At 39.8% G+C, this 23,275-nt stretch carries 18 protein-coding genes; 6 read left to right on the top strand and 12 right to left on the bottom strand.

Going from position 1 to position 23,275, the window contains the following annotated elements:
- Positions 1-11: 11 nt before the first annotated feature.
- From JZO83_RS00905 to JZO83_RS00890, 4 genes are all read right to left on the bottom strand, one after another.
- The gene (locus tag JZO83_RS00905) at positions 12-1,343 is read right to left on the bottom strand and encodes a DRTGG domain-containing protein (RefSeq protein ID WP_207114790.1); all 1,332 of its coding nucleotides are present in this window, start codon (positions 1,341-1,343) and stop codon (positions 12-14) included.
- Positions 1,344-1,352: 9 nt separating this feature from the next.
- Complete coding sequence (locus JZO83_RS00900) at positions 1,353-2,033, bottom strand: metal-dependent hydrolase (protein ID WP_206853291.1); 681 nt, start codon at positions 2,031-2,033, stop codon at positions 1,353-1,355.
- 671 nt (positions 2,034-2,704) lie between these two features.
- Positions 2,705-3,073 carry a hypothetical protein gene (locus JZO83_RS00895; RefSeq protein WP_207114789.1) on the bottom strand — a complete coding sequence of 123 codons (369 nt, stop codon included), beginning with the start codon at positions 3,071-3,073 and terminating at the stop codon, positions 2,705-2,707.
- A 278-nt stretch (positions 3,074-3,351) separates the two neighbouring features.
- Positions 3,352-5,031 (bottom strand): ribonuclease J, encoded by a 1,680-nt coding sequence (locus JZO83_RS00890; protein WP_206853295.1) that lies wholly within the window; start codon positions 5,029-5,031, stop codon positions 3,352-3,354.
- A 465-nt stretch (positions 5,032-5,496) separates the two neighbouring features.
- On the opposite strand from JZO83_RS00890, the gene JZO83_RS00885 reads away from it, so the two are divergent.
- Both JZO83_RS00885 and JZO83_RS00880 read left to right on the top strand, forming a co-directional pair.
- Complete coding sequence (locus tag JZO83_RS00885) at positions 5,497-6,996, top strand: ABC transporter permease (RefSeq protein WP_206853297.1); 1,500 nt, start codon at positions 5,497-5,499, stop codon at positions 6,994-6,996.
- Positions 6,997-7,009: 13 nt separating this feature from the next.
- Positions 7,010-7,675, top strand: coding sequence for an ABC transporter ATP-binding protein (locus JZO83_RS00880; protein ID WP_206853299.1), 666 nt, complete (start codon positions 7,010-7,012; stop codon positions 7,673-7,675).
- Positions 7,676-7,737: 62 nt separating this feature from the next.
- Here the strand turns inward: JZO83_RS00880 and JZO83_RS00875 are convergent, their stop codons facing one another.
- The 8 genes from JZO83_RS00875 to JZO83_RS00840 all read right to left on the bottom strand — a co-directional run bounded on the left by JZO83_RS00875 (position 7,738) and on the right by JZO83_RS00840 (position 17,382).
- Positions 7,738-7,959 (bottom strand): CsbD family protein, encoded by a 222-nt coding sequence (locus tag JZO83_RS00875; protein WP_206853301.1) that lies wholly within the window; start codon positions 7,957-7,959, stop codon positions 7,738-7,740.
- Between the two features lie 91 nt (positions 7,960-8,050).
- Positions 8,051-9,241 (bottom strand): beta-aspartyl-peptidase, encoded by a 1,191-nt coding sequence (gene iadA / locus JZO83_RS00870; protein ID WP_206853303.1) that lies wholly within the window; start codon positions 9,239-9,241, stop codon positions 8,051-8,053.
- A gap of 205 nt (positions 9,242-9,446) precedes the next feature.
- Positions 9,447-11,186, bottom strand: a complete 1,740-nt coding sequence (gene yfcC, locus JZO83_RS00865; RefSeq protein ID WP_207114788.1) for a putative basic amino acid antiporter YfcC — start codon at positions 11,184-11,186, stop codon at positions 9,447-9,449.
- Between the two features lie 521 nt (positions 11,187-11,707).
- Entirely contained in the window at positions 11,708-12,313 is a 606-nt protein-coding gene (locus JZO83_RS00860; RefSeq protein ID WP_207114787.1) for an SIS domain-containing protein, read from the bottom strand.
- A gap of 502 nt (positions 12,314-12,815) precedes the next feature.
- Positions 12,816-13,190, bottom strand: a complete 375-nt coding sequence (locus tag JZO83_RS00855; protein ID WP_206853308.1) for a hypothetical protein — start codon at positions 13,188-13,190, stop codon at positions 12,816-12,818.
- Positions 13,191-13,251: 61 nt separating this feature from the next.
- Entirely contained in the window at positions 13,252-14,133 is an 882-nt protein-coding gene (galU, locus tag JZO83_RS00850) for a UTP--glucose-1-phosphate uridylyltransferase GalU (RefSeq protein ID WP_206853309.1), read from the bottom strand.
- Between the two features lie 30 nt (positions 14,134-14,163).
- Positions 14,164-15,177 carry an NAD(P)H-dependent glycerol-3-phosphate dehydrogenase gene (locus JZO83_RS00845; RefSeq protein WP_207114786.1) on the bottom strand — a complete coding sequence of 338 codons (1,014 nt, stop codon included), beginning with the start codon at positions 15,175-15,177 and terminating at the stop codon, positions 14,164-14,166.
- A gap of 468 nt (positions 15,178-15,645) precedes the next feature.
- The gene (locus JZO83_RS00840) at positions 15,646-17,382 is read right to left on the bottom strand and encodes a glycosyl hydrolase family 18 protein (protein WP_207114785.1); all 1,737 of its coding nucleotides are present in this window, start codon (positions 17,380-17,382) and stop codon (positions 15,646-15,648) included.
- A 210-nt stretch (positions 17,383-17,592) separates the two neighbouring features.
- Between JZO83_RS00840 and JZO83_RS00835 the strand changes: the two genes are divergently transcribed.
- The 4 genes from JZO83_RS00835 (at position 17,593) to JZO83_RS00820 (ending at position 23,206) form a co-directional block, all read left to right on the top strand.
- The gene (locus JZO83_RS00835; protein WP_206853319.1) at positions 17,593-18,516 is read left to right on the top strand and encodes a helix-turn-helix domain-containing protein; all 924 of its coding nucleotides are present in this window, start codon (positions 17,593-17,595) and stop codon (positions 18,514-18,516) included.
- Between the two features lie 258 nt (positions 18,517-18,774).
- Positions 18,775-19,416 (top strand): lytic polysaccharide monooxygenase, encoded by a 642-nt coding sequence (locus JZO83_RS00830; protein ID WP_207114784.1) that lies wholly within the window; start codon positions 18,775-18,777, stop codon positions 19,414-19,416.
- A 297-nt stretch (positions 19,417-19,713) separates the two neighbouring features.
- The gene (locus JZO83_RS00825; protein ID WP_207114783.1) at positions 19,714-21,429 is read left to right on the top strand and encodes an ABC transporter ATP-binding protein; all 1,716 of its coding nucleotides are present in this window, start codon (positions 19,714-19,716) and stop codon (positions 21,427-21,429) included.
- Position 21,430: 1 nt separating this feature from the next.
- The gene (locus tag JZO83_RS00820; RefSeq protein WP_207114782.1) at positions 21,431-23,206 is read left to right on the top strand and encodes an ABC transporter ATP-binding protein; all 1,776 of its coding nucleotides are present in this window, start codon (positions 21,431-21,433) and stop codon (positions 23,204-23,206) included.
- Positions 23,207-23,275: the final 69 nt, after the last annotated feature.

Below are 23,275 nucleotides of genomic sequence, written 5' to 3'. Positions count from 1 at the left end.
TTTCCTACTCTCTACGAACGTTCCATCACTTGGCAGACGACAATGGCTTTAGCCACGATCGTATTTTCAATAAACACTTCTATATCAAGTTTAGCAGATCTTCGACCGATTTCTAACACTCTTGGTCGAATATCTAGCTCACTTTCGATCTGGATCAAACGAAGGTAATGCAGATTCATTTGCTCTAACAAAATATTTCGGCGTTGGTTCATGATCATTGTTTTTTGGGCAACATCTGAGATGATCTCACTTAATACCCCAAAAGAAATCGTTCCAACTCCCGTCACCATTTGTGGAGAAACTTCAAATTTGAACTTAGGGGTAGCCAAGCGGTTTCCCTCACGATCTGTATCGATCGTTTGGATTCCTCCAGAAATCTGATCAGAGATCGTATCAGCGATTTGCGGTTGGCGTTGTACCAGTTGCATCGCCTTCATCACATCTTGTCGTGTAATCAACCCTTCCAAGGTCAAATCATCAGAAACAACAGGCATGACTTCTAAGCCATCCCAGATCATTTGGTGACCGACAGAAGCGACACTCATCGTCTTCTTAACACTGATCGGGTCTTTCGTCATCACACGATCAATCACTTGGGTCGGCGCTTTTCCTACGACGTCTTTTGCAGTAATGATCCCCATTAAACGCATATGATGATTGACTACAGGAAAACGCGAATGTTGCGTTTCTTCTGAGATCTGTTGATAGTCGGCTACCGTGTCAGACTGTAACAAGTAATGTGTTTTCTGAGTCGTCAAATAAATGTCTCCAACGAGCATGATATCTTTTTTGATCAGTTGATCGCTAAGCGCTCGGTTGATCATTGTAGCTACGGTAAACGTATCATAAGTCGTACGTAAAATCGGCATAGCCAACTGATCGGCTAATTGCGCAATCTCAGGCGTCGTATCAAAACCACCTGTGATCAATACCGCTGCGCCATCTTCAAGAGCTAACTTTTGCACTTCGGTACGGTTACCGACGATCATCAATGAACCAGGAGTGATGTAGCGTTCCATGGCGTGTTCCGTCATCGCACCGATGACAAATTTATTCAGTACTTTATCTAAGCCGACCGAACCGCCTAAGACATCACCTTCAATGATCCGTACGACTTCGCCGAATGTCAAACGTTCGATGTTTTTCTTCAACTTGCGTTCGATCCGAATAGTCCCCACTCGTTGGATCGTTGAGACCAGACCGATGTTTTCAGCATCTTTGATTGCTCGGTAAGCCGTCCCCTCGCTGACATTCAATTCTTTCGCAATACTCCGGACCGATATTCGATTCCCCACAGGCAGGCTTTCGATATATTCTAAAATCAGATCATGTTTTGTTGCCATCTCTTTCCCCTACACTTCCAGCGTTTCAGAAACGCTCATTATTTTTCCTTCGTTGTCTGTTAATAAATCGATGAATACTTGCGGATCTTGTTCAATTACAGGGAAGGTATTGTAATGGATCGGCACCACTTTCTTGGCTTTTACTCGCTTCGCTGCACGAGCCGCATCCTCAGGCCCCATTGTATAGTTATCTCCGATCGGTAAAAAGGCTACATCGATCGTAAACTGTTCCCCTAAGAGCGCCAGATCACTAAAATCGGCGGTATCCCCCGCATGATAAATCGTTTTTCCCTCTGCTTGTATCAGGATACCACTTGGCTCTCCCATATAACGTGGGATACCATCGATCTCAAGACTTGAGCTATGTTGAGCGTGGACAAATTTGACCGTGCCAAATGGAAACTCACGCTTGCCGCCAATATTCATCCCAAAAGAGTTTGCTCCTTGTTGTTGTGCATAGTTAGCGATTTCGACAATACTAACAATAGTCGCCTGATTATTTTTCGCAATCGGTAACATGTCCCCAATATGATCGCTATGTCCATGGGTGACCAGTATCCAGTCCGCCTTGACGTCATCCACCTTTAAATCAGTCATAGGATTGCCAGTAATAAATGGATCTATCAGCACTTGTTGGCCATTTTGCATCTCTAGAGAAATACAAGAATGTCCGTGATAAGTAATTTTCATCTTCTCACTCCTCAACATTTTAGTCACTAACTCTCTCAATTTCGGTTCGATCATTCACACATTTAGTAGTACAGTATATCCGACTTTATTGTAACAGATAACACAGGTTGTACCAAGTAACAAGTGGGCATGAATTTTCTAATGCCTCTCTAGGTTAGCAAGTATTTTGTCTATGTTTTTCATGATGAACTGACCAAGTCCAAATGGTCATCTGTTACTTTACTAAAAGAAACAAACTTACTAACCAATATTTTGTTATAATCTTTCGTTTGACAATAAAATAAAAGAGAAATACCATTAAATCTATAATCAAAAGTTGAGTAGCTGATGTAATATAACTATCTAAAAATCTAGGAGGAGCGCTTTGGAAAAATATCATTCAAAAACATTCACTGTCATTCGATTGATCGTATACATTATTTGTATTATAAATTTTTACCTTCACTTCATCAGCAATCATTTTTTTAAATGCTACGTTCACGTTTTTATCAATTGTCTTTATCATCTACGACATTTGGGATATCGTCAGAACTGGTAAAAGCAATAAAAGGGCATGATAGCAGTCATTCTATTCTTCCTAAATCAAATCGTAGCCCACTCTTAAAATCATAAGAAAGAGCCCTAGAAAACTTGAACACGCAACTTTCTAGGGCTCTTCTTATTTTTCGCAGCTAAATCCTTTGATCATCTTCTAAAATAAGCAATTTTTTTAATATCTTTTCAGCATTCAACAGACCATAATCTTGCTTGTCTATCACTTGGATAACCTTAGCAGGATAATCTTCCATGATCTTTTCTTTCATCGAAGACAGTTCTGGAGATAACAGGATGATATCGGCAGCCTTAGCAAACTCATCCAATTTAGAAATACTGTGCATTTCAACCTGTACGAGTAACTGTTGCTTTTTTGCTAGATTGTTCATTTTAGTCACTAACAGGTTGGTATAAAACGTGCTATCTGCACTCATCGACGTCAAACCAAATAGTATGATCTGCTTTTCTTTCTTTTGCTCACCCAGACATTCAGTTTCTTTTTTCATTGTTATCCCCTCCAGCTTTCATTCTAGTTGTTGAACGATTTACACTTACTTTATTCATAAAAATATACTTAGGACATTTAATCAATCGTACCTGTTTGACAATAAATTATATTCGTTATTCAACAATTTACCACGAAATAATCCCTTTGGCCTTTTTTATCATAAAAAGCCGTTTTGACGTCATAATATGAATCCAACAACTCCATTCATTTGAAACAAAAAGCTGTACCAAACATGTTCAACACCTGAACATCCTTGATACAGCTTTATTTCAATAGTTATCTTTTGCCGCGACGTTGTGTGGCTTCCATGATGACTGGTAAGATCACTGGACGACGTTTTGTTTGTTCAAACAAATAGCGGCCTAATTGGTCACGTATTTCTTGCTTTAACTTGCTCCACTCAAAATCATCGCTTTCTAAGTGTTTTCCTACGATGCTCTCAATCATGTTGCTACTTTCATTGATCAAGTCGCGACTTGCTTTGACATAGACAAAGCCTCGTGAAGTGATCTGTGGTTTTGAGACGATTTTCTTTTCACGACGACTGATCGTCACTACTGCAACAAAAATGCCGTCTTCCGATAAGATTTTACGGTCTCGTAAAACGATGTTGCCGATGTCCCCAACACCTAGTCCGTCGATCATGACATTTTCAGCACTTGTCGTACCTGCCACGCTCATTCGATTGTTTTTATATTCCAAAATATCTCCACGTCCTGTGATATAGATATTTTTGTATGGAATACCAACCGCATGTGCTAAGTCGGCGTGCGCAGCTAATTCACGATATTCTCCTTGAACTGGGATAAAATACTTCGGTTTCATGAAGTTCAACATCAATTGTAGATCATTAGGGTTCGCATGACCGGAAACGCGCAGATTATCAGAGATCTGTTTGACCGTTCCACCTGCTCGATAAATGATATCTTCTGTTTTTGCCACCATTGTTTCCATCGCAATACTTGGTGTCGTTGTGATATAAACAAGGTCGCCTTCTTTGATTTTGATGTGACGGTGTGCACCATTCGCCATTTTTTGCAATGACTTGATTGGTTCGCCCATACGGCCTGTTTCTAAAATGATCAGTTCTTCAGGCTCATAGTTTTTCATATCTTTTAATGTAACGAGCAGATCTTCACTTGGTAATTGAAGTTTTTCTAAGCGCATAGCTGTACGGATGATCCGTTCAAAATCTTGCCCAGTCAACACGACTTTACGTCCTGCTTTAGCAGCAGCGTCTAAGATTTGTTGGACACGTTGAAGATTGCTTGCAACACAGGCAACGATAATCCGGCCTTCCCAGTATTTGATCGTATCAAATACTTCATCTGCGATTTGGAACTCAGAAGCGACTGGTGTCGCGTTTTCAGCGTTAGCTGATTCACTAAGTAAGGCTAAGACACCTTCTTTACCGATTTCTGCTAAACGGGCATAATCTGTTTGATACATCGGAATCGCCATTTGGTCAAATTTGAAATCCCCTGTGTAAACGATGTTTCCTTCTTGGGTTTTCAAATTGATCCCGATTGAATCAGGGATCGTATGGGTGGTACGGAAGAAACTAACGATTGTTTCTCCGAAATCGATCTCTGTATGCTCATCTACCACATGGAAATCTTTGAATCCTTTTGCAGCATCATTGCGATTGACATTTAGTTTTGCCAATTCGATCGTCAATTCTGTTCCGAACACAGGTACAGAAATTTTTGACAATAAATAAGGCAACGCCCCAATCGCATCTGCGTGACCGTGGGTAAGAAAGACACCTGCCACACGATCAACATTTTCTTCTAAATACGTAAAATCAGGAATCACGACGTCGATCCCTAATAATTCGTTTTCAGGATATTTTAGACCACAGTCTAAAATAAAAATAGCTTCCCCTACTTCTGCAATGTACAAGTTTTTTCCGTTTTCGCGTACACCGCCTAAAGGGATAATCTTAATGGTACTCACAAATTTCACCTCTTCTTATGACATCTTCGTTTAACGATGTCGATTCTCTATTTTATTTAAACGATCCATTTTCTGAGTGCCTGATTTTCGGATGCTCTCATCAAAATCAACACTCCGGCTTTTTTACAGGCTTTTAGGATCTTTTTTGACACAAAAAATCGGGACTGCCCCAGTTGCTCGATCAACTGCTCCACATTATTATACAACAAATCAAACAAATCGCTAGCATGTACGATTGTTTCTGTCTCTATGTTTTTCCCAGACCATTTTCTTCCTTCATTTTGGAAGATACTTTGTCTATTTTAACATAAATTACGCAATAACTATAGAATGTTTTTCATTTCCTGCTTCATTTGACTTGTTTTTTGGCTTTCTGCTGTCTCTGGTCGTTGTCTTTCTTTAAGGTAGGCTTAAGCTACTCCCTTTATTCTGTTCCTTGTACTCATTCGAAAGGAGATCGAACCAATGAATTTTTTCAAACGAGCATTAAAAAGTACCAAGGTAAAATGGGGACGATCCTTGCTATTATTTGCAGTATTTACAGCAATCCTCGTCTTTGTCCTTGCGGGATTAACCATACGTAGTGCCGCACAACAAGCAGCAGAACAAGCACAAAAAGATGTGGGGGCAACCGTCACTTTAAGTGCAAATCGTGAAGCAGCTTTCCAAAAACAAGAAGATACCACAGATTCTGAGTCAGGTGGTAGACCTGATCCTGGAAGTTTTTCACTCACGCCTGTTTCAGTCAGTGATGCCGAAAAGATCGCCGCTCTAGATAATGTGGCAAGCTATTCCTTTGAAAGTTCTGCGACAGCTTTAGCAAGTAGCGGCATTACCGCCATTTCAAGTTCTGATAGCACTGAAACGTCAGAGGAAACAGAAGCTGACACGATGCCAAACGATGAAAATATGGGTGGTGGAATGAATGGCAAACCACAAATGACTCAAGCAGATTTTCAAGTCAGCGGTGTATCTGACACAGCACAGACTAGCGGATTTACAGATGGCACAGCAAAAATCATCGAAGGTGAAGGCATCACCGAAAGCGATAAAGATACCAATAATGTAGTGATCGATTCCACTCTCGCTAGTGCTAATGACTTGGCCGTTGGTGATACTTTTGTTGTTACTAGCACAGAAGACGAAGACACCACTTATGAAATGACGATCAAAGGAATCTATGAGTCAAGTGAAACAAGCAGTAGTATGGGCATGAACTTCAATTTCATGAATCCAGCAAATACTCTATATACTTATTATACGTTTGCTAACACATTGAATGGCTCAACAGATGAGGAAACGATCGATTCTGCGGTCTATACACTTGCTGATCCGAATAAAATGGAAGCTTTCATCACCGAAGCTGAAAAACTGATCGATACGTCAACATTCAGTCTGCAATCAAATGATACGATGTTCCAAGCAATGCTTGAACCACTTAATAATGTCGCAAGCTTCTCACAAAATGTCGTCTTACTCGTTGCAGTTGCCGGAATCATCATTTTGACATTGATCATTATGATCACGATTCGTGAACGTCGCCATGAATTAGGGGTATTACTCTCATTAGGTGAATCCCGAAGTAAAATCATCCTTCAATTGTTCACAGAAGTGGCCATATGTATGATCGTTGCATTAGGTGTGGCTTCATTTACCGGAAATGTCGTTGCAAATACTCTCGGTCAACAACTCCTTGATCAACAAACCGAAACAACCACCAACTCACCGAGTGGTCAACAAGGAAACCAAATGCCTGGTGGCGGCAATCGCGGACCTGGCGGACAACCGGGTGGTACGAGTAATCCGTTTACTGTCTCAGAACAAGTAAGTGACCTCGAAATCGCGGTCCAACCCACTCAACTTGGTTTATTAGCAGGTGTCGCATTTGGGATCAGCTTACTCTCTGTTTTCCTAGCCTCCATCGGCATATTGCGACTAAACCCACGAAAAATCTTATTGAACTAAAGGAGGATATTGGATGTTACGTACAGAAAACTTGAGCTTCTGGTATCAAAATCCAGCAGAGGCGCTTTACAGAAATGTTGATTTATCATTTGAGAAAGGCAAGATGTATGCCATATTAGGCGCAAGCGGCTCAGGCAAAACGACCTTTCTTTCCTTGATCTCAGGACTTGATACACCGAAAGAAGGCACTGTTTATTATGAAGACCGTTCGTTAGCTAAAATAGGGTTGCGTAATTATCGTAAAAATGATGTATCGATCATTTTTCAGGCGTACAACTTGTTGCCTTACCTTTCGGCTGTCGATAACGTCATCGCTGCCATGGAAATTTCAAATACGCCAAAGAAAGACTACCGACAAGTGGCACTTGACCGACTCGCACGCGTTGGGATAAATGAAACACTCGCCAACCAGCAAGTGACGAAATTGTCTGGTGGACAACAACAACGTGTAGCAATCGTGCGAGCGATTTGTTGCGAACACCAATTGATCATCGCGGACGAACCAACAGGAAACCTCGATGAAACGACTTCACAAGAAATCGTTCAACTCTTCCAGGAAATTGCGCATGAACAAGATCGCTGTATCATCATTGTGACACACGAATTGGAAGTAGCTAAAAAATGTGATGACGTCATCGAATTAAAAAATAAAATGTTCACACCTATTCATTTTGAATAGCAAAAAAAGCGTCCTACCATTGAGGTGGACGCTTTTTTTACGAAAATTCTCAGCTAAAAAGATTACTTATGGTCTTTTTTTGAAAATTTTTCTTTTACATCTTCAAAACCTTCTTTGATCTCATCGCCGATATTACGAGCTTTGCTCTTGATATCTGCACCTACAGATTGGGCTTTACCTTCTGTTTCTTTGCTTTTGTCGCCTGTTGCTTTACCATAGGCTTCTTTGCCTTCGCCTGCAACTTTGTCTTTCAAATCTTTAGAGCGTCCTTCTAAATCTGCCATAATAATTCCTCCTCTAAAATTTGTCTTATCTAACTGTTTTTAGAGTAACACCAATTATAAAAACAAACAAACAGAATGCTTAAAGCGTTATTTAGTTGTTAATGATTTGTTCAAACGTTCCCCAAACTTTCACTTGTTTCTCTTGAACCATTAGTTTCCCATTGGCAATCACAGTATCGATCTCTAGCGTTTCTTTATCAAGAATACAAAGATCCGCATCCTTGCCAACAGCGATTCTACCTTTTTGCTCTAATTTTAGGATTCTTGCAGGATTACAAGTAACTGCTCGTAAAGCGATGTCTAGTGGAATATTTTCTTTTTGAACGGCTTCTTTTATACCAACAAGCAAGGACTTCGCGCTACCAACGCCCATTCCAATAAACCGATTCTCTTCATCGAAATACGGCAAACTGCCTTGTCCATCAGAGGTCAAGGTGAAATTATCGAGGGAGACTTGCGCTTCCAGTAATTGTTTCAATGCTTTACTAAAACGGACTTCGCCATCGGTCTTCTCCCAAAAATCAGGATCTTCACTTGCTGTGAAATCGATGGTTCCTCCTTTTTTCGCAAATTCGATACATGCCTCTAATAATTCAGTCGTCCGATTCGCATGAGTTGGGTAAAACTGAGTGATCGGAATCTCAGTTTCTTCAACGATTCGATCCAGTAAGTCGAGTTTTCTTTTTCCTCCACCTAGATGAACATTCACGATTCCAGCTTTACCTGATAACATGCCGCCAACACGCGCATCTGCTACTGCGTGAGCAAACTCTTCAAAGGTCGGTTGAGAAGAACGATGATCAGAAACAGCGATTTCTCCGATTCCGATGATTTTATCAATTGTCAAAAAGTCCTTGATCAATGAGTCTGTAACAGTCTTAACTGGTAAGCGATAGGAACCAACATAAACATAGGTAGACACCCCTTCTGCCTCTAACCCTCTTGCTTTACTGATCAAAGCAGTCATATCTCGCCCTTCACCATCTGTCCCGATACACCCTACGACCGTTGTGACACCAGCTGTGGTTAATTGGCTAAGGGTTACTTCAGGCGTACGGTTATGATAGCCACCCTCGCCTCCGCCTCCTAAAATATGGAAATGCGCATCAATAAATCCTGGGGTCAAAATTTTTCCATCCCCTGAAATTTCTTCCACGTTCAATTCCTCGTAACCACCGGATAATCGTTCTTCTAAGGCAACGATTTTATTCCCTGCCACTAACACATCTTTCTTACCAAGATATTCTGGTGCATAGACATCGATTTGTCGAATAAGTTTCATACGTGTCCTCTCCTTTATATAAATCACTGATACTGCCACCATTTTTCAAATGACTGAACAACAAACCATCGAACAGCCGTCAGCTCCTTAGGAAATAAGCGAGAAAATCCAAAATATGAAAATACTTTCGGCTTTTCTCGCTTATTCTCTCGGAGCTGCGCTCAGTTGGCACAGCTTCTCTATTTGATAAAAACAGTTTTTTTCTTTATTGAAGTCCGATTGCAATGGCTATCATAATGAAGATCGTTCCTAAAACAAAGAAGAAACCTTGCATTTTGATTTGGAATCTTGCCCATTTTGCCCATTCGATCCGTGCAACACCTAATACGCCGATCAAGCTAGCAGAAACTGGCGTGAAGGCGTCCATGAAGCCGGAACCTAATTGATAAGCCAAGACTGCAACTTGACGTGAAACACCAACTAAATCAGCTAACGGAGCCATAATCGGCATTGTCAATGCTGCTTGACCAGAATTTGATGTTACGACGAGGTTGAACAAACTTTGGAAAACATACATCGCCCATGCACCGATCACTGCTGGTACGCCAGTCAATGCTGTTCCAATACTGTGTAAAATCGTATTAAGCGCAGAAGGCACAGAGGCATCTGATCCACCTAATACAAGTAAGATACCTTTTGCCATCCCAACAACGATCGCCGTTCCAGCTAAATCTGCGGCACCTGATTGGAAAGATGATGCAATATCATTGACTGTCATACCATCAAGTTTGAATAGCACAGCAATGATCCCTGCGACTAACCCCATAACGAAAAATTGCGAGGCGATCTCTGGGATATAGTAGCCTTTTTGAGTGACTCCCCAAACGATCCAAACTAAGACGATCAGCATTTCTACTAAAATCAATTTGTGTCCTAGTGTAAATGGTTTTTGCTCATCAGACGTTTTCTTCAAGTGGTTACGGAAGTATTCATCTGATTTATACGTCAATGAACTTTCTGGTTTTTTCCGAACTTTTTCACCATAGATCATCAAATAACCAGCTGAAAGTGCAGTCACGACGACCCACATGATCAATCGGAACGTTGCACCCGATAAGACTGGAATACCTGCGATCCCTTGGGCAACTGCCACACTGAATGGACTCATCCATGAAGTGGCATTCCCTACTTGCGAAGCAACGTAGGTGACCGTGACGGCAACAATCGAATCGTAACCTAAAGCGATCACAAACGGCACCATCACCATTGAAAATGGGATGACTTCTTCAGCCATACCGAATGTTGCGCCCCCAAATGAAAATGCAAAGAATAATAGCGGTAAAGCTAAACGTTCTAGGCCACGCGTCTTATTGATAAAAGCATAAATACCTGCATCGATTGCACCCGTACGCATGATGATCCCAAAAGCACCACCAACGACTAAAATAAGTGCAGCGATTCCTACTGCTGATCCATATTTATCTCCTGATACAAGCCCTTCAAAAACAAAGTTCAAAAAGCCAAATCCACCAAAGTCATCTGTTCCCCATAGCTTCGCTGTTTTATGGAGTTTCTTTGATGTATCATAGATATCTTCCCCGTATTCATCATATAACACATCATCTGTCAACGAGATTTCATCTAACTTCTCTTGGCTCAAATTTTTTTCACCAGCTGCAAGGACATCTTCTAATCCCTCTTCAGGAACAGCTAGTTTTTCTCTTTCACTTGGATTATTTTGCAATTCTTCCAGTTGATCAAACACAAATGCCTTATCTAATTCATAGGCATAACGGAATGAATCTTGCCGTAATACCGTTCTTGTACTCGTTTCTCCATTTGCATCTTTGTATTCAATATCTTGCGTACTGAATCTCCCAGCTGGTACGATAAACGTCAATATCCAGGCAAGTACAACTACACCAAAAATAATGACATACGTATGCGGAGTTGTCATTTTGGTAAAGTCCCGTTTTTTCTTCAGCGAAGAATTTTTTCCCTTCAAAACTAGTTCTTCCTTTCTTGTTACATTTTTATTGATAATGAATAAGCAAATCGATTATACAGTAAAATGTTCTATACCACATGAATAAACAATTAAAAAATTTTATTGATTTTCATTGACTAAAACAAGCTTTTTTTCATAAATGCTTTTGTATCAGTCATTCTTCTTATAAAAAATGATTAAAATTCTTTTTCTATTTTTACAATTTGTGCGTTCTCGTCTGTATATTTTCATTTCTACTGACGAATAAAAAAAGATAATTTAGCATTTTGCAAATATTTATACATTTTTATTCCAATAATTTTACAGTCGAATCCTCGTTTTAGTTCAATTTCTGTCATCATTTCTCCTTTCTTTTCATTTTCATTAGGTATCTTCATTGCAATATTCATAACAAATGTACTATAATTGGAGTGTAAAGAGTTTTGGGGAAGACTCTTTCATCAACGTGTATAAAGAGACAAGAAAGAATTAGCTTAATTCTTTCTTGTCTCTTTTTCGGACTATTTTTATTTTGTCTATTAGTGACTCTCAAATAAATGAAGCACTGCAAAATAGACGATCTGCTGCAACAACACTTGGGTCGCTAACGACGCAGTGCCGCATATTGCTAGTTCAAATTTAGGAAGCGTAAGGACTGCATCGCCTAGCGTTGCATAATTATCTAGTACCAGATCCGCGTATTCATATAGCCTTAATCCGCTACTATGTCTTGACTTGATACTTCGGGATAGATCAAATCCGGTGATCACGATCAACAGGTGCCCTTGTGCTTTGATCCATTCTGCTAATTCAATGATCGCAGGGTTTCTTCCTTCATTTGATAGAAGCAGAAAAATATCCTCTGGATGCGTATTGATCTGCTCAATGATTGCATGACCAGTTCCTTCCAACGTCTCATAAATCCCTGCGGCGGGGTGCTCGATCAACTGACTAGGTAATATTTTCGGACATTGTTGCCAAAACTCATAAGCGACCCCTTGTAAAGTGCGACTAGCAAAAATATGTAAGCATCCGCCTCGGCGAATTTGTGTAGCGATCCAACGTCCTGCTTGTTCCATCAAAGGTTCTTCTATTCTTAATTTTTGTTCAAGCTGTTGGCAATAATCAAAATAGGGTAGGCTCATCTTTTTCTCCTCTTCTTCTGCTATTTCAGCATAGAGACAACTGTCAAAAGAAAAATACAAAAAGATGAAACGGAGTAAGCACTCAGTCTCATCTTTACCTTAACCACTTATTCATTACAATCACGAAAAAATCTGATGTAGCAGCATCATTATTTCTCCGGTTTTCATGTAATAGATAGGAACGATGTATTGTTGGAAGTTTTTGAAACTTTCCTAAACAAGCAACTTGCTTGAACGTACATCTTTTTTTGACATAGCAAATAAACTGTCCCGCTTCTTCCGCTATTTCTCCTGATAAGGTAGAAAATACTCCTTAAATCAGGTACAATAAATGCGGTTGATGCGTTGCATCGACTATGGCAAAATGATCGGTCAGGGTGTATACGTGTGACTGGTCATTCCTTGATCGTTAGTTGCCGCTAAGGATCAAGGAGCCTTTTTTAGTTATTTCTATCTGCATCTATTGTAAGGAAACTGCTGAACAAGTGCAAGCATCAAAATATCAGCGGCCAGACCTTGTTTGTCTTTCCGAAACATCTTTCGATCGGCTTGAAGAGGCAGCATGCCTACCTTTTTTGACAACATGGAATCTTTTGAGCAGGTAAGGGATATAGGCAAAGAGGTACAGCACGAGAAATGCTGCTGCAAAAATAAATGCCTGTTGGTCGCCCCACAAAAGAACGATGATCAAACTGCTGATTGCCACTGTTGCCAAGTACCATATAAAAATCAAAAAGGTTTCTTTTATTCTGACCATATATAACATCGTAAATAAACTAATAAATAATACTGGCAGTAAAAACAGCCAATTATTTCCTTCCATCAACCATTTCAATCCATCAAGAAACGTTTGTGCACTATTGATTAGAATCCCCATGTATGCAATACACCCCATTTACTATTCTTTCTCATGATTTTATTTATCTATTTGTACTATTTTAATCAAGAGAACGACTTAAATCAATGAGGTATTGTTTGAGCTGTTCGCTGATTTCAGGATGACCTAAGCCGTATTCGATACTTGTTTTTAGATAACCAAATTTATCACCAACATCGTATCTAGAGCCTTTGAATTCTCTCGCATATACGGGCTGTTTTTTATTCAACTCATCGATGGCATCCGTTAATTGGACCTCATTGCCAGCTCCAGGTTTTTGTGTCTCTAAAAGTTCAAAAATTTCTGGTGTCAACAAGTAGCGTCCGATGATCGCTAAATCACTCGGTGCTTTTTCAGGCGTTGGTTTTTCGACGAATCGCTTTACTTCATACAAACCCTCTGACTCTTTGACTTGTGGATCGATGATCCCATATTTCGATGTCTCTTCATGAGGAACCTTCATGACCGCCACAGTCGATCCACTTGTCTTTTCATAATCTAAAATCAATTGTTTTGTCAGTGGGACCTCATCTTCCATCAAATCATCACCGAGCATGACGATAAATGGTTCATCACCAACAAATGTCTTTGCTTGTAATACCGCATGACCAAGCCCTAGTGGATGAGATTGACGGATAAAATGAAGATTGACTTTTGTTGTTTCTTCGACTAGTTTTAGCAAATCTGTTTTATTCGATTCTTGTAAATTCAATTCTAATTCGATATTTGAATCAAAGTGGTCTTCGATCGGGCGCTTCTCTTTTCCAGTCACGATCAAAATATCTTCGATGCCAGATGCTAAAGCTTCTTCTACGATAAATTGGATCGTTGGTTTATCAACGATCGGCAACATTTCTTTTGCCATTGCCTTTGTTGCAGGTAAAAAACGCGTTCCTAAACCTGCCGCAGGAATGACTGCTTTTTTTACAGTTTTTTTCTCCATATGCGTATTTCCATACTCCATTCTGTTGATTTACTGAAATTCGTTTTCCATCTTACCATCACGCAACATGATTTCCTTTGCTGCTTGTTTGATGTCCTCGCCTTGATAAAGGACCTGATAGATCGTTTGAGTGATCGGCATTTCTACGCCTAGCTGTTCTGCTAATTCAACCGCCGCTTTGGTTGTTGCTACGCCTTCCACGATCATTCCCATACTTTCTAAGATTTGATCCAGCTTTTGTCCTTCACCCAACATATGTCCGGCACGCCAATTTCGTGAGTGAACACTTGTACACGTAACGATCAAGTCACCAACGCCACTTAATCCAATAAACGTTAGCGGATTAGCACCCATTGCTACGCCTAAACGACTGATTTCAGCTAATCCTCTCGTCATGATTGCCGCTTTCGCATTGTCGCCAAAACCAAGACCGTGGATCGCACCAGCACCGATCGCAATAATATTTTTCAATGCAGCTCCTGTTTCGACCCCGATCACATCATTATTTGTATAAATTCGAAAATAGTCGTTCATAAACAACTCTTGCACATAAGTGGCTGCTTTTTGATCGATACTTGCAGCAGTGATCGTCGTGATATCGTGGACGGCCACTTCCTCTGCATGACTTGGGCCTGACAACACAACGATTGGTTGGCGTTTTTCTTCTGGGATCTCTTCAGCGATCACTTCGGAGATCCGTTTGTGTGTGTCTTGCTCCAATCCTTTACTTGCATGGATGATGACAGGTTTTGTCGTTAAATGTTGCACTAACTCTTGTGCGACGCTACGTATCGCTTTTGTCGGCACGACAAACAATACCGCATCTACCCCTTCGACCGCTTCAGCCAATTCTGTATAGCCAATGATCGATTCTGGTAAATGTAATTCAGGTAAATAGCGTTTATTCGTATGATACGTATTGATTTCTGTGATTTGTTCTGGAACATTCCCCCAGATACGGACATCATGCCCATTTTCTGCTAAGGTTTGAGCTAAAGCAGTTCCCCAAGAACCTGGGCCTAATACTGCAATCTTTTGTTTCATGGAAATTCCTCCAAAATTCATAGTTAATTTCTATTATAGTATAGATTGGCAAAATACTGGACTTATTTTCATTGTTTTTCGCTTTTGTTTTAAAAAGTGCCTAGATTATTGAGCAGTTTTTAAATCTTATCCTAACATAAAAAAAAATAATGTTGCAATAACGTACATTATGTTCCTTTAACCGATTTAGGCGATATACTATGTTCATAAGTTAACCAATAAAGGAGGTTAGTATTATGTGGCAAGTTATCCCACCAATGTAAAAATATTTACATAACCAAATTTTCAGTAAAAATGAAAGTCGACAATTGCTAGTCAACGTCGACTTTTATTTTTTTTGCGGAGAAAACAATCGAACGGATAACTGTTCTTATCCATCCATTGATACAAAAAAGCGAGAATCGAACAGTTGCTCGATTCTCGCTTTTTTAATTTTATTATGATCATTGTACTGAACGATTATATAAATCAGCCAATCAATTCCCAAGGTCCCCATTGCTCTGTTCCTGGTTCATTTCCTTGTGTCCACCATTTTGCACGGTAAGTATTTCCGTTGTGAGTGACAACATCACCTAGAACATAGACCTTCTTCGCATCCCATGCAGCGATTGCTGGTGCTTCTGCTGTTGTGATAACCAATGCTTCACTTGCTTCTGAGACATTTCCTGCTGCGTCAAAGGCTTTTACTGTGTATGAATATTCGGTGCTTGCAGTTAAGCCAGTATCTGTAAATGCATTTGTAACTGTTTCCCCTACTTCTTTACCGTCACGATAGATAACGTATCCGGCTACGCCAACGTTATCGCTTGAAGCAGTCCATGTCAATAAGACACTCTTATCAGTGATTGTCGAAGCGGTCACATCTAATGGTGTAGATGGCGCAAGTACATCTGCTGGAGGTACTTCTAGAGTTTCGATCACTAATGCTTTGCTTACTTCGGAAACATTGCCTGCTGCGTCAAAAGCTTTCACCGTATATGAATATTCTGTTGTTGCTTCCAACTCTGTATCAGTAAATGCGTTCGTCGTTGAACGTCCTACTTGTTTGCCATCACGGTAAATATAATAACCAGCTACGCCACGATCATCAGTAGATCTTGTCCATGATAACGCAACCGTTGAATGTGTCGCTGTTCCTGCTAAGTTAGTTGGTTGTGATGGTTTTTCTGTATCTGGCGTTTTTTCTTGGAATAGATCTTTATACGCATTCGCAAATGACTCATTATACATCACACCTGCTGAATTTCTTCCTTCATCCCAGTTGATACTCCAAGTCATCAACCCTTTCAGCGGTGTTTGATCTTTTTCCATTTGTTCAAATACATCATAAACTTTCGATGGTTCTTTTACAAAGCCATTTGCTGCTGCATCAACGTTTGCTGGAATACCTAAAGCTAAGCGGTTCGCTGGGATTTGAATAAATCCTCCACTTCCTTCATTAAAAGCTTTTGAGATTCCATATAAGAATTCAAATTTTTTGCTGTCGTTGTTTTGAGCGATCCATTCAGTTCCAACACTGATACCGTCTCCTGCTTGATTGTACAACTGAGGTGCGATAAAGTCATACTCTTCTTCCAACGCAGTGATATAAGGAACATATTTTCCTTGTGTTCTTAAATAGGGAAATTCTGGTGCCATAGAGATAATGAAATGTTTTTGCTCTTTCTCAAAATGCGCACGTACGATTTTCAGAGCAGCTGGAATCACTGTTTTATTGTCGCCTGCATCTACTGCCGTTTGTTCTAGATCGATATCCAAGCCATCAAATCCATAGACTTCTACAAGACGAATGATTTCATCTGCAAAAGCTTGTTCTTCCCCTTTATGTAATTCAATATGGGAATCTGCGCCCCCAAGTGAAATAAGCACTACACGATTTTCCGCATTCAATGTCGCTACTTTTTGTCTAAATTCAGTATCAGACATATTGTACGGTTTGAACGTTGGAATACCATCCCCCTTCATGAAGGATACAGCAATCACATTATAAAACGGATTAACTTTCGCCAAATCAGTATCCGCTGGACGTCCTCCTTGGTAACCAGCTCCTTGCTCAGGCATCCAGTTATGATAATACCCTACTGATACTTGACGATTTGAGATATCTGGCATCACATCTGCTGCATCTGCTGCAAATACATCCGAGCCGCCTCCAATCAAACAACCTAATAGACCAACTGAGAATAACAACGTTTTCTTGTTCATTTTTTCCCTCCTAATTTTGTATTACAGAACAAATTAAAACATGTTTTTTTCTGACATTTTATTTTTGTAGGGTATTGCAACAAAAAAAGATTCTCTCTTAAAAATCGCACTTATTTAACAAAAGGGCGCATATATGAAAACATAACATTCACATAACTACATTATGCTATTATAGTCATATAAAAAAACAGCTTCTGGAGGTATTGAGCATTGACAGAACATGCTGCTCTAATTCGCAAACTAAGAAAAGATCGTGGACTAACACAAGAACAGTTGACTGAAGGCATCTCGCAAAGAGGAACTTTAGCAGCCTTTGAATCCCGTGGAACAAAAATCGGTTTTGAACTATTAGTCAACTATCTTGATCGTATGAACGTCACACTTGAAGAATATCAATTTTTGTTGAATAGCAATTCACTTTCGAATAAACAAAAATTGACGAATTATCTGATCAACTCGAAAAAGATCACACCTGCACAAGAACAAGAACTATTGAATGAATTTGAAAAAACTGGCAATATTTATTATCGCTTGATCTATGCCCAAAGAAAATTGATTTCAAATTATCTTTACAGCACCATATTTACCTCGGCAATGAAAGAAGAAATAGCTATCATTAAGACATATCTTGAAAAAATTGACACGTGGGGACATTTTGAGTTAGCAATTTTTTCAAATTGTTTATTTATTTTTGACGATGACTACATTATCCATTCATTTCAAAAGAGTGTCATTAAAATGAAAGCCTACATAGATAGTACCTACTATTCGGAACATCTTTCTATATTTATCTTGAACGGGATTCGTCTATCTTTCAATCGAGAGTCCTCGAGACTTCGCAAATTATTTCTAGAAAAACTAAAAATGCTCGCGAATACACACAAACAATCTTTAGATTTAGCACACTACAAAGTCTTTACTGCGCTCGATCGTTTGGCAGATGGTCAAAGAAGTGCTTGTAAAGAAGTTGAAGAAGGGATTCATTTCTTTGACTGGTTAGGCTTGACCTCTACGACAGAATATTTGATCAGCTTAAAAGACAAACTAGCTGAACAGTATAATGAGTCAATCTATACGGAAAGTCGAACAGACCGAAAAGTCATCGTAAAAAGCAAACGTGTCCCATCAACGTAATCGATCCAATAAAACGACAAACCAAAGCACTTAGCCTTTATTTTCTCGATAATGACTAAGTGCTTTTTAGTTATCTCATCATTCTGTAGGTTCCACTTGAATGACGGAATTCCACACGATGACTACTTAAAGCTGGAGCAGTTCGCCAGCGACCAATCTTTTTTGTTGCAATAACGTACAATTTTTTAACACTAAAAACATATCAGTTATGATAACAATTGTACGTTACATAAAGAAAAAATCATTGGAGGAAACATCATGAAAAAAAGTACATTAATAGGTTTAGGATTGATTTTAGGAAGTATTGGAGCAAGCACGTTCACTTCGATCGATGTCGCTGCTCATGGTTACGTTTCGCAACCAGCAAGTCGCGGTTATCAAGGGAGCATTGACAAAAACAGCAACTATAATGCAGCATTCAAAAAATACGGAGCTGTCATCAATGAGCCCCAATCTCTTGAAGCACCAAAAGGATTTCCAGCTGCTGGTCCTGAAGATGGACAAATTGCTTCTGCAAATGGCGCTGTCGGCGATTTCCTATTAGATCAACAAACGGCATCTCTATGGACAAAACAACAAATGACAGCTGGTGCAAATGACTTTACTTGGACATTCACTGCTAATCATGCGACAACGAAATGGCATTATTACATGACAAAAGCAGGTTGGGATCAAAATGATGCGTTGACAAGAGATGATTTGGAATTCATTGGTGAAGTCTCAAATAATGGTCAATTATCTTCTACTAACCCGACTCATTCCATCAACATTCCTAGCGATCGCTTAGGCTATCATGTGATCTTAGCTGTTTGGGATGTTGCTGACACTAAGAATGGCTTCTACAACGTCATCGATGTCGATGTCAAAGGTGAAACTTTATTATCTGACTTACAAAAATAAAACAATACGATTGAACGAAAAAGAGTACCTCTATATTTGGCTAGGTACTCTTTTTTTGTGATTTCTTAAGTTTTACTAAAATATGCTGTTTATGAAAAGGCTTGTTCTCTTTTCATTCTAAATTTCATAAGCTACAATATGAGAGTACCTAGTTATATTATCGTTGGATTTCTCGTTGCAAGTTCATTTCATTGCTTTAAGAATATCTATTTATCATATATCGGTTGGACTATCCTTTGGTTTATGCCGACAGACGTTAGAACAAGATTGGGTAACTCGTTTTTAGGAGGAAATTTTATGATTCAGTTATTGCGCTATGCGAAAGACTATCGAAAACAAATCATCCTAGGTCCTGTGTTCAAATTCTTAGAAGCTGTCTTTGAATTGATCTTACCTTTGATGATGGCTTCGCTGATCGATAATGGGTTGAAAATGAACAATCGTGAAGTGATCATCAACATGGGTATTTGGATGATCGCCATGTCAGTGATCGGACTGATTTGTGCCATTATTTGTCAATATTACTCATCCATTGCCTCTCAAGGTTTTGGGACAGAACTTAGGAACCAACTTATCAAAAAAATCAATACATTTTCTCACAGTGAATTAAATCATTTTGGCACCGATACGTTGATCACGCGAATGACAAATGACATCAATCAACTACAACTGGCACTCGCAATGGTGATTCGTTTATTGATCCGTGCCCCTTTTTTAAGTATTGGGTCTGTGGTAATGGCTTTTGTGATCGACTGGCAAGTCGGACTATTCTTCTTAGCTTTGTTACCTATTTTTTCAGTCATTTTATACTTTATTATCCGTAAGACGATTCCCCTCTATCAAAAAGTCCAAGAAAAATTAGACGGTCTGAATGAGACTGTCAGCCAAAATTTAAGTGGTGTTCGTGTGATCCGTGCATTTTCTCGCACAAACAAAGAAATCAAAACATTTGATGAAAACACTGATGTCTTGGCAAAAAATTATTTACGTGTGTCTAATATCTCTGCTTTACTTTCCCCAGCTACGACATTGATCATGAATGTCGGCATCATCTGTTTATTGACTGTCGGTGGGATCAAAGTAAATATCGGTTCCTTACAACAAGGACAAGTCTTAGCACTGATCAACTACATGAATCAAATGTTACTTGCCCTGATCGTTGTTTCAAATCTTGTCGTGATCTTCACACGTGCAGAAGCTTCCGGCAAACGGGTCAAAGAAGTTTTAGATACTGAAAATAGCATCACTGATCCTGAAAGTTCGCTTGAACCAACGATGGATGCGGAAGATATCTTACAATTTAAAGACGTAGATTTTCGTTATACACCAGAATCAGGTCTATCCCTGCAAGGAATCAACTTCAAACTGAAACGCCAGACAGTTCTAGGGATCATCGGACCAACTGGTAGTGGGAAAACGACATTGACGCAATTGATCCCACGCTTTTATGATGTTAGTTCGGGCGCAGTGATCTTTAATGAGCAAGACGTTCGTGACTGGCCATTAGATGTTTTACGGAGCCAAATCTCACAAGTCCCACAAACAGCCGTCTTGTTTACTGGAACGATTCGTGACAATCTTCAGTGGGGCAAACCAGAAGCGACAGACGCAGAATGTTGGGAAGCTTTAGCGATTGCGCAAGCCGAGGATTTTGTTCGCCAATTGCCAAAAGGATTGGACACAAGAGTCATGGAAAATGGGAAAAACTTTTCCGGTGGACAAAAACAACGTTTGACGATTGCCCGCGCGTTGATTGCCAAACCAGCCCTCTTGATTTTAGATGATTCATTAAGTGCGTTGGATTACCAAACAGATTTAAACTTACGAAAAGCGCTCCAGTCTTCCCTTGATACAACGGTCATCATTATTTCTCAACGGATTCGTTCGATCCAACAAGCGGAGCATATCCTCGTTATGGATCAAGGTCAAATCGTGGCACAAGGAACACATGATGAACTACTGGATCACTCGTTTGAGTATCGTGAAATCGTAGCATCTCAGGAGGAGGAATAAGATGAAGTCGAAAAAATTATCCATGCAAACCCTCAAACGCTTTGTTCCCTATCTGACTGCACATCCACGAGAAATTTGGCTGGCTGTCTTGTTGGGGATCATCAATGGTGTTGCTACCGTCGTCATGACACTACAAATTGGTCAAAGTATCGATCAAATGGTTGGGATCGGCCAAGTCAACTTTACTCGGTTGGCCCAATTACTTTTGATGTTCGGCGGGATCGTATTACTGAATGTCATCAGCCAATGGTTGATCCAAGTATTGAGTAATCGATTAGCATACCTATCTGTTGCTAATCTAAGAAAAGATGCCTTTGCTCGTTTGAATCTTTTACCTTTAAGATATTACGATCAAAATTCCCATGGGAACATCGTCAGCCGCTTTACGAACGATATGGACAACATCTCCATTGCAATCTCGGCGGCGTTCAATCAATTGTTTTCTGGCGTGGCGATCATTATCCTCTCCTTGATTTTCATGCTCAACTTGAGTCCATTATTGACCCTTGTTGTGATCTGTTCGACACCGATCATTTTCTTAGTTAGCTGGTTAGTTGCACGAGCTTCTCAAAATGATTTTGATAACCAACAAAAAATCATCGGAAATATCTCAGGTTTTGTGACGGAACGAATCGGTAATCAAAAAATCATCAAAGCGTTCCAACAAGAAGAAGTCAATCAACAACAATTCAGCGCATTGAATGCCGATCTATATGAGAAAGGACAACGTGCGCAGTTTTCTTCTTCATTGACGAATCCTTCTTCTCGTTTTGTCGATCACTTAGCCTATCTTTCCATCGGATTGATTGGTGGGTTACTTGCATTAAGAAGTGATTCAACGATCACTGTTGGTATTATTTCAAGCTTTACGATTTATTCTAGTCAGTTTTCAAAACCGTTTATTGAATTGTCAGGTATCACCACGCAGATCCAAACAGCTTTTTCTGGTTTAGAACGAGCTTTTGAATTGATCGACCAACCGGAAGAAACGCCTGATGAACCTTTTGCTTATCAACTTGATCCTAAAACGATCAAAGGCGAGGTCGCTTTCAAACATGTTTCTTTCTCGTATGAGCCACAACAACGCTTGATCGAAAACTTTAGCTTTGTTGCCAAACCTGGGCAAACGGTCGCAATCGTTGGTAAAACTGGTGCGGGTAAATCGACCTTAGTGAATTTGTTGATGCGTTTTTACGATGTTAACTCTGGAACGATCACGATCGACGATTATGATATTACTCAAATCGCTCGTGACTCCTTACGTAAGAGTTTTGGGATGGTCTTACAAGATACATGGTTATTCGACAGTACGTTACGAGAAAATTTACGTTACGGAAAATCAGATGCAAGTGATGAAGAAATCAATGATGCACTCAAATCAGCATATATGTACGAATTCGTCCAACGCTTACCTGAAAAACTAGATACACGTATCGGTGGACAAGGATTGAAAATCTCCGATGGGCAACGCCAACTACTAACGATCGCGCGTACCATGATCAGTAATCCACCGATGTTAATACTTGATGAAGCAACAAGTTCTGTGGATACATTGACGGAAAAGAAAATCCAAAATGCCTTTCTAAAAATGATGGAAGGAAAAACCAGTTTCGTGATCGCCCATCGCTTATCGACGATCAAAAATGCCGATCAGATCCTCGTCATGGATCAAGGAGCAATCGTAGAAATGGGCACACATGACGAATTATTGAAGATCGCAGATGGGAACTATCGTCAGCTTTATCAAGCACAATTTACTGGATCAGCTGAAAAATAATGAGCATTTGTAGAGAGAAGTCGGAACAAAAATGTTTCGTCTCCTATAGATAAAAAAACAAGCAGTCTT

The sequence above is a fragment of the Enterococcus sp. DIV1298c genome, assembly GCF_017316315.1.
In the GTDB taxonomy this organism is placed as follows: domain Bacteria; phylum Bacillota; class Bacilli; order Lactobacillales; family Enterococcaceae; genus Enterococcus_B; species Enterococcus_B mangumiae.
Note: the sequence above shows the minus strand (reverse complement) of the source record. Positions and strands in the feature narration are given on the sequence as shown.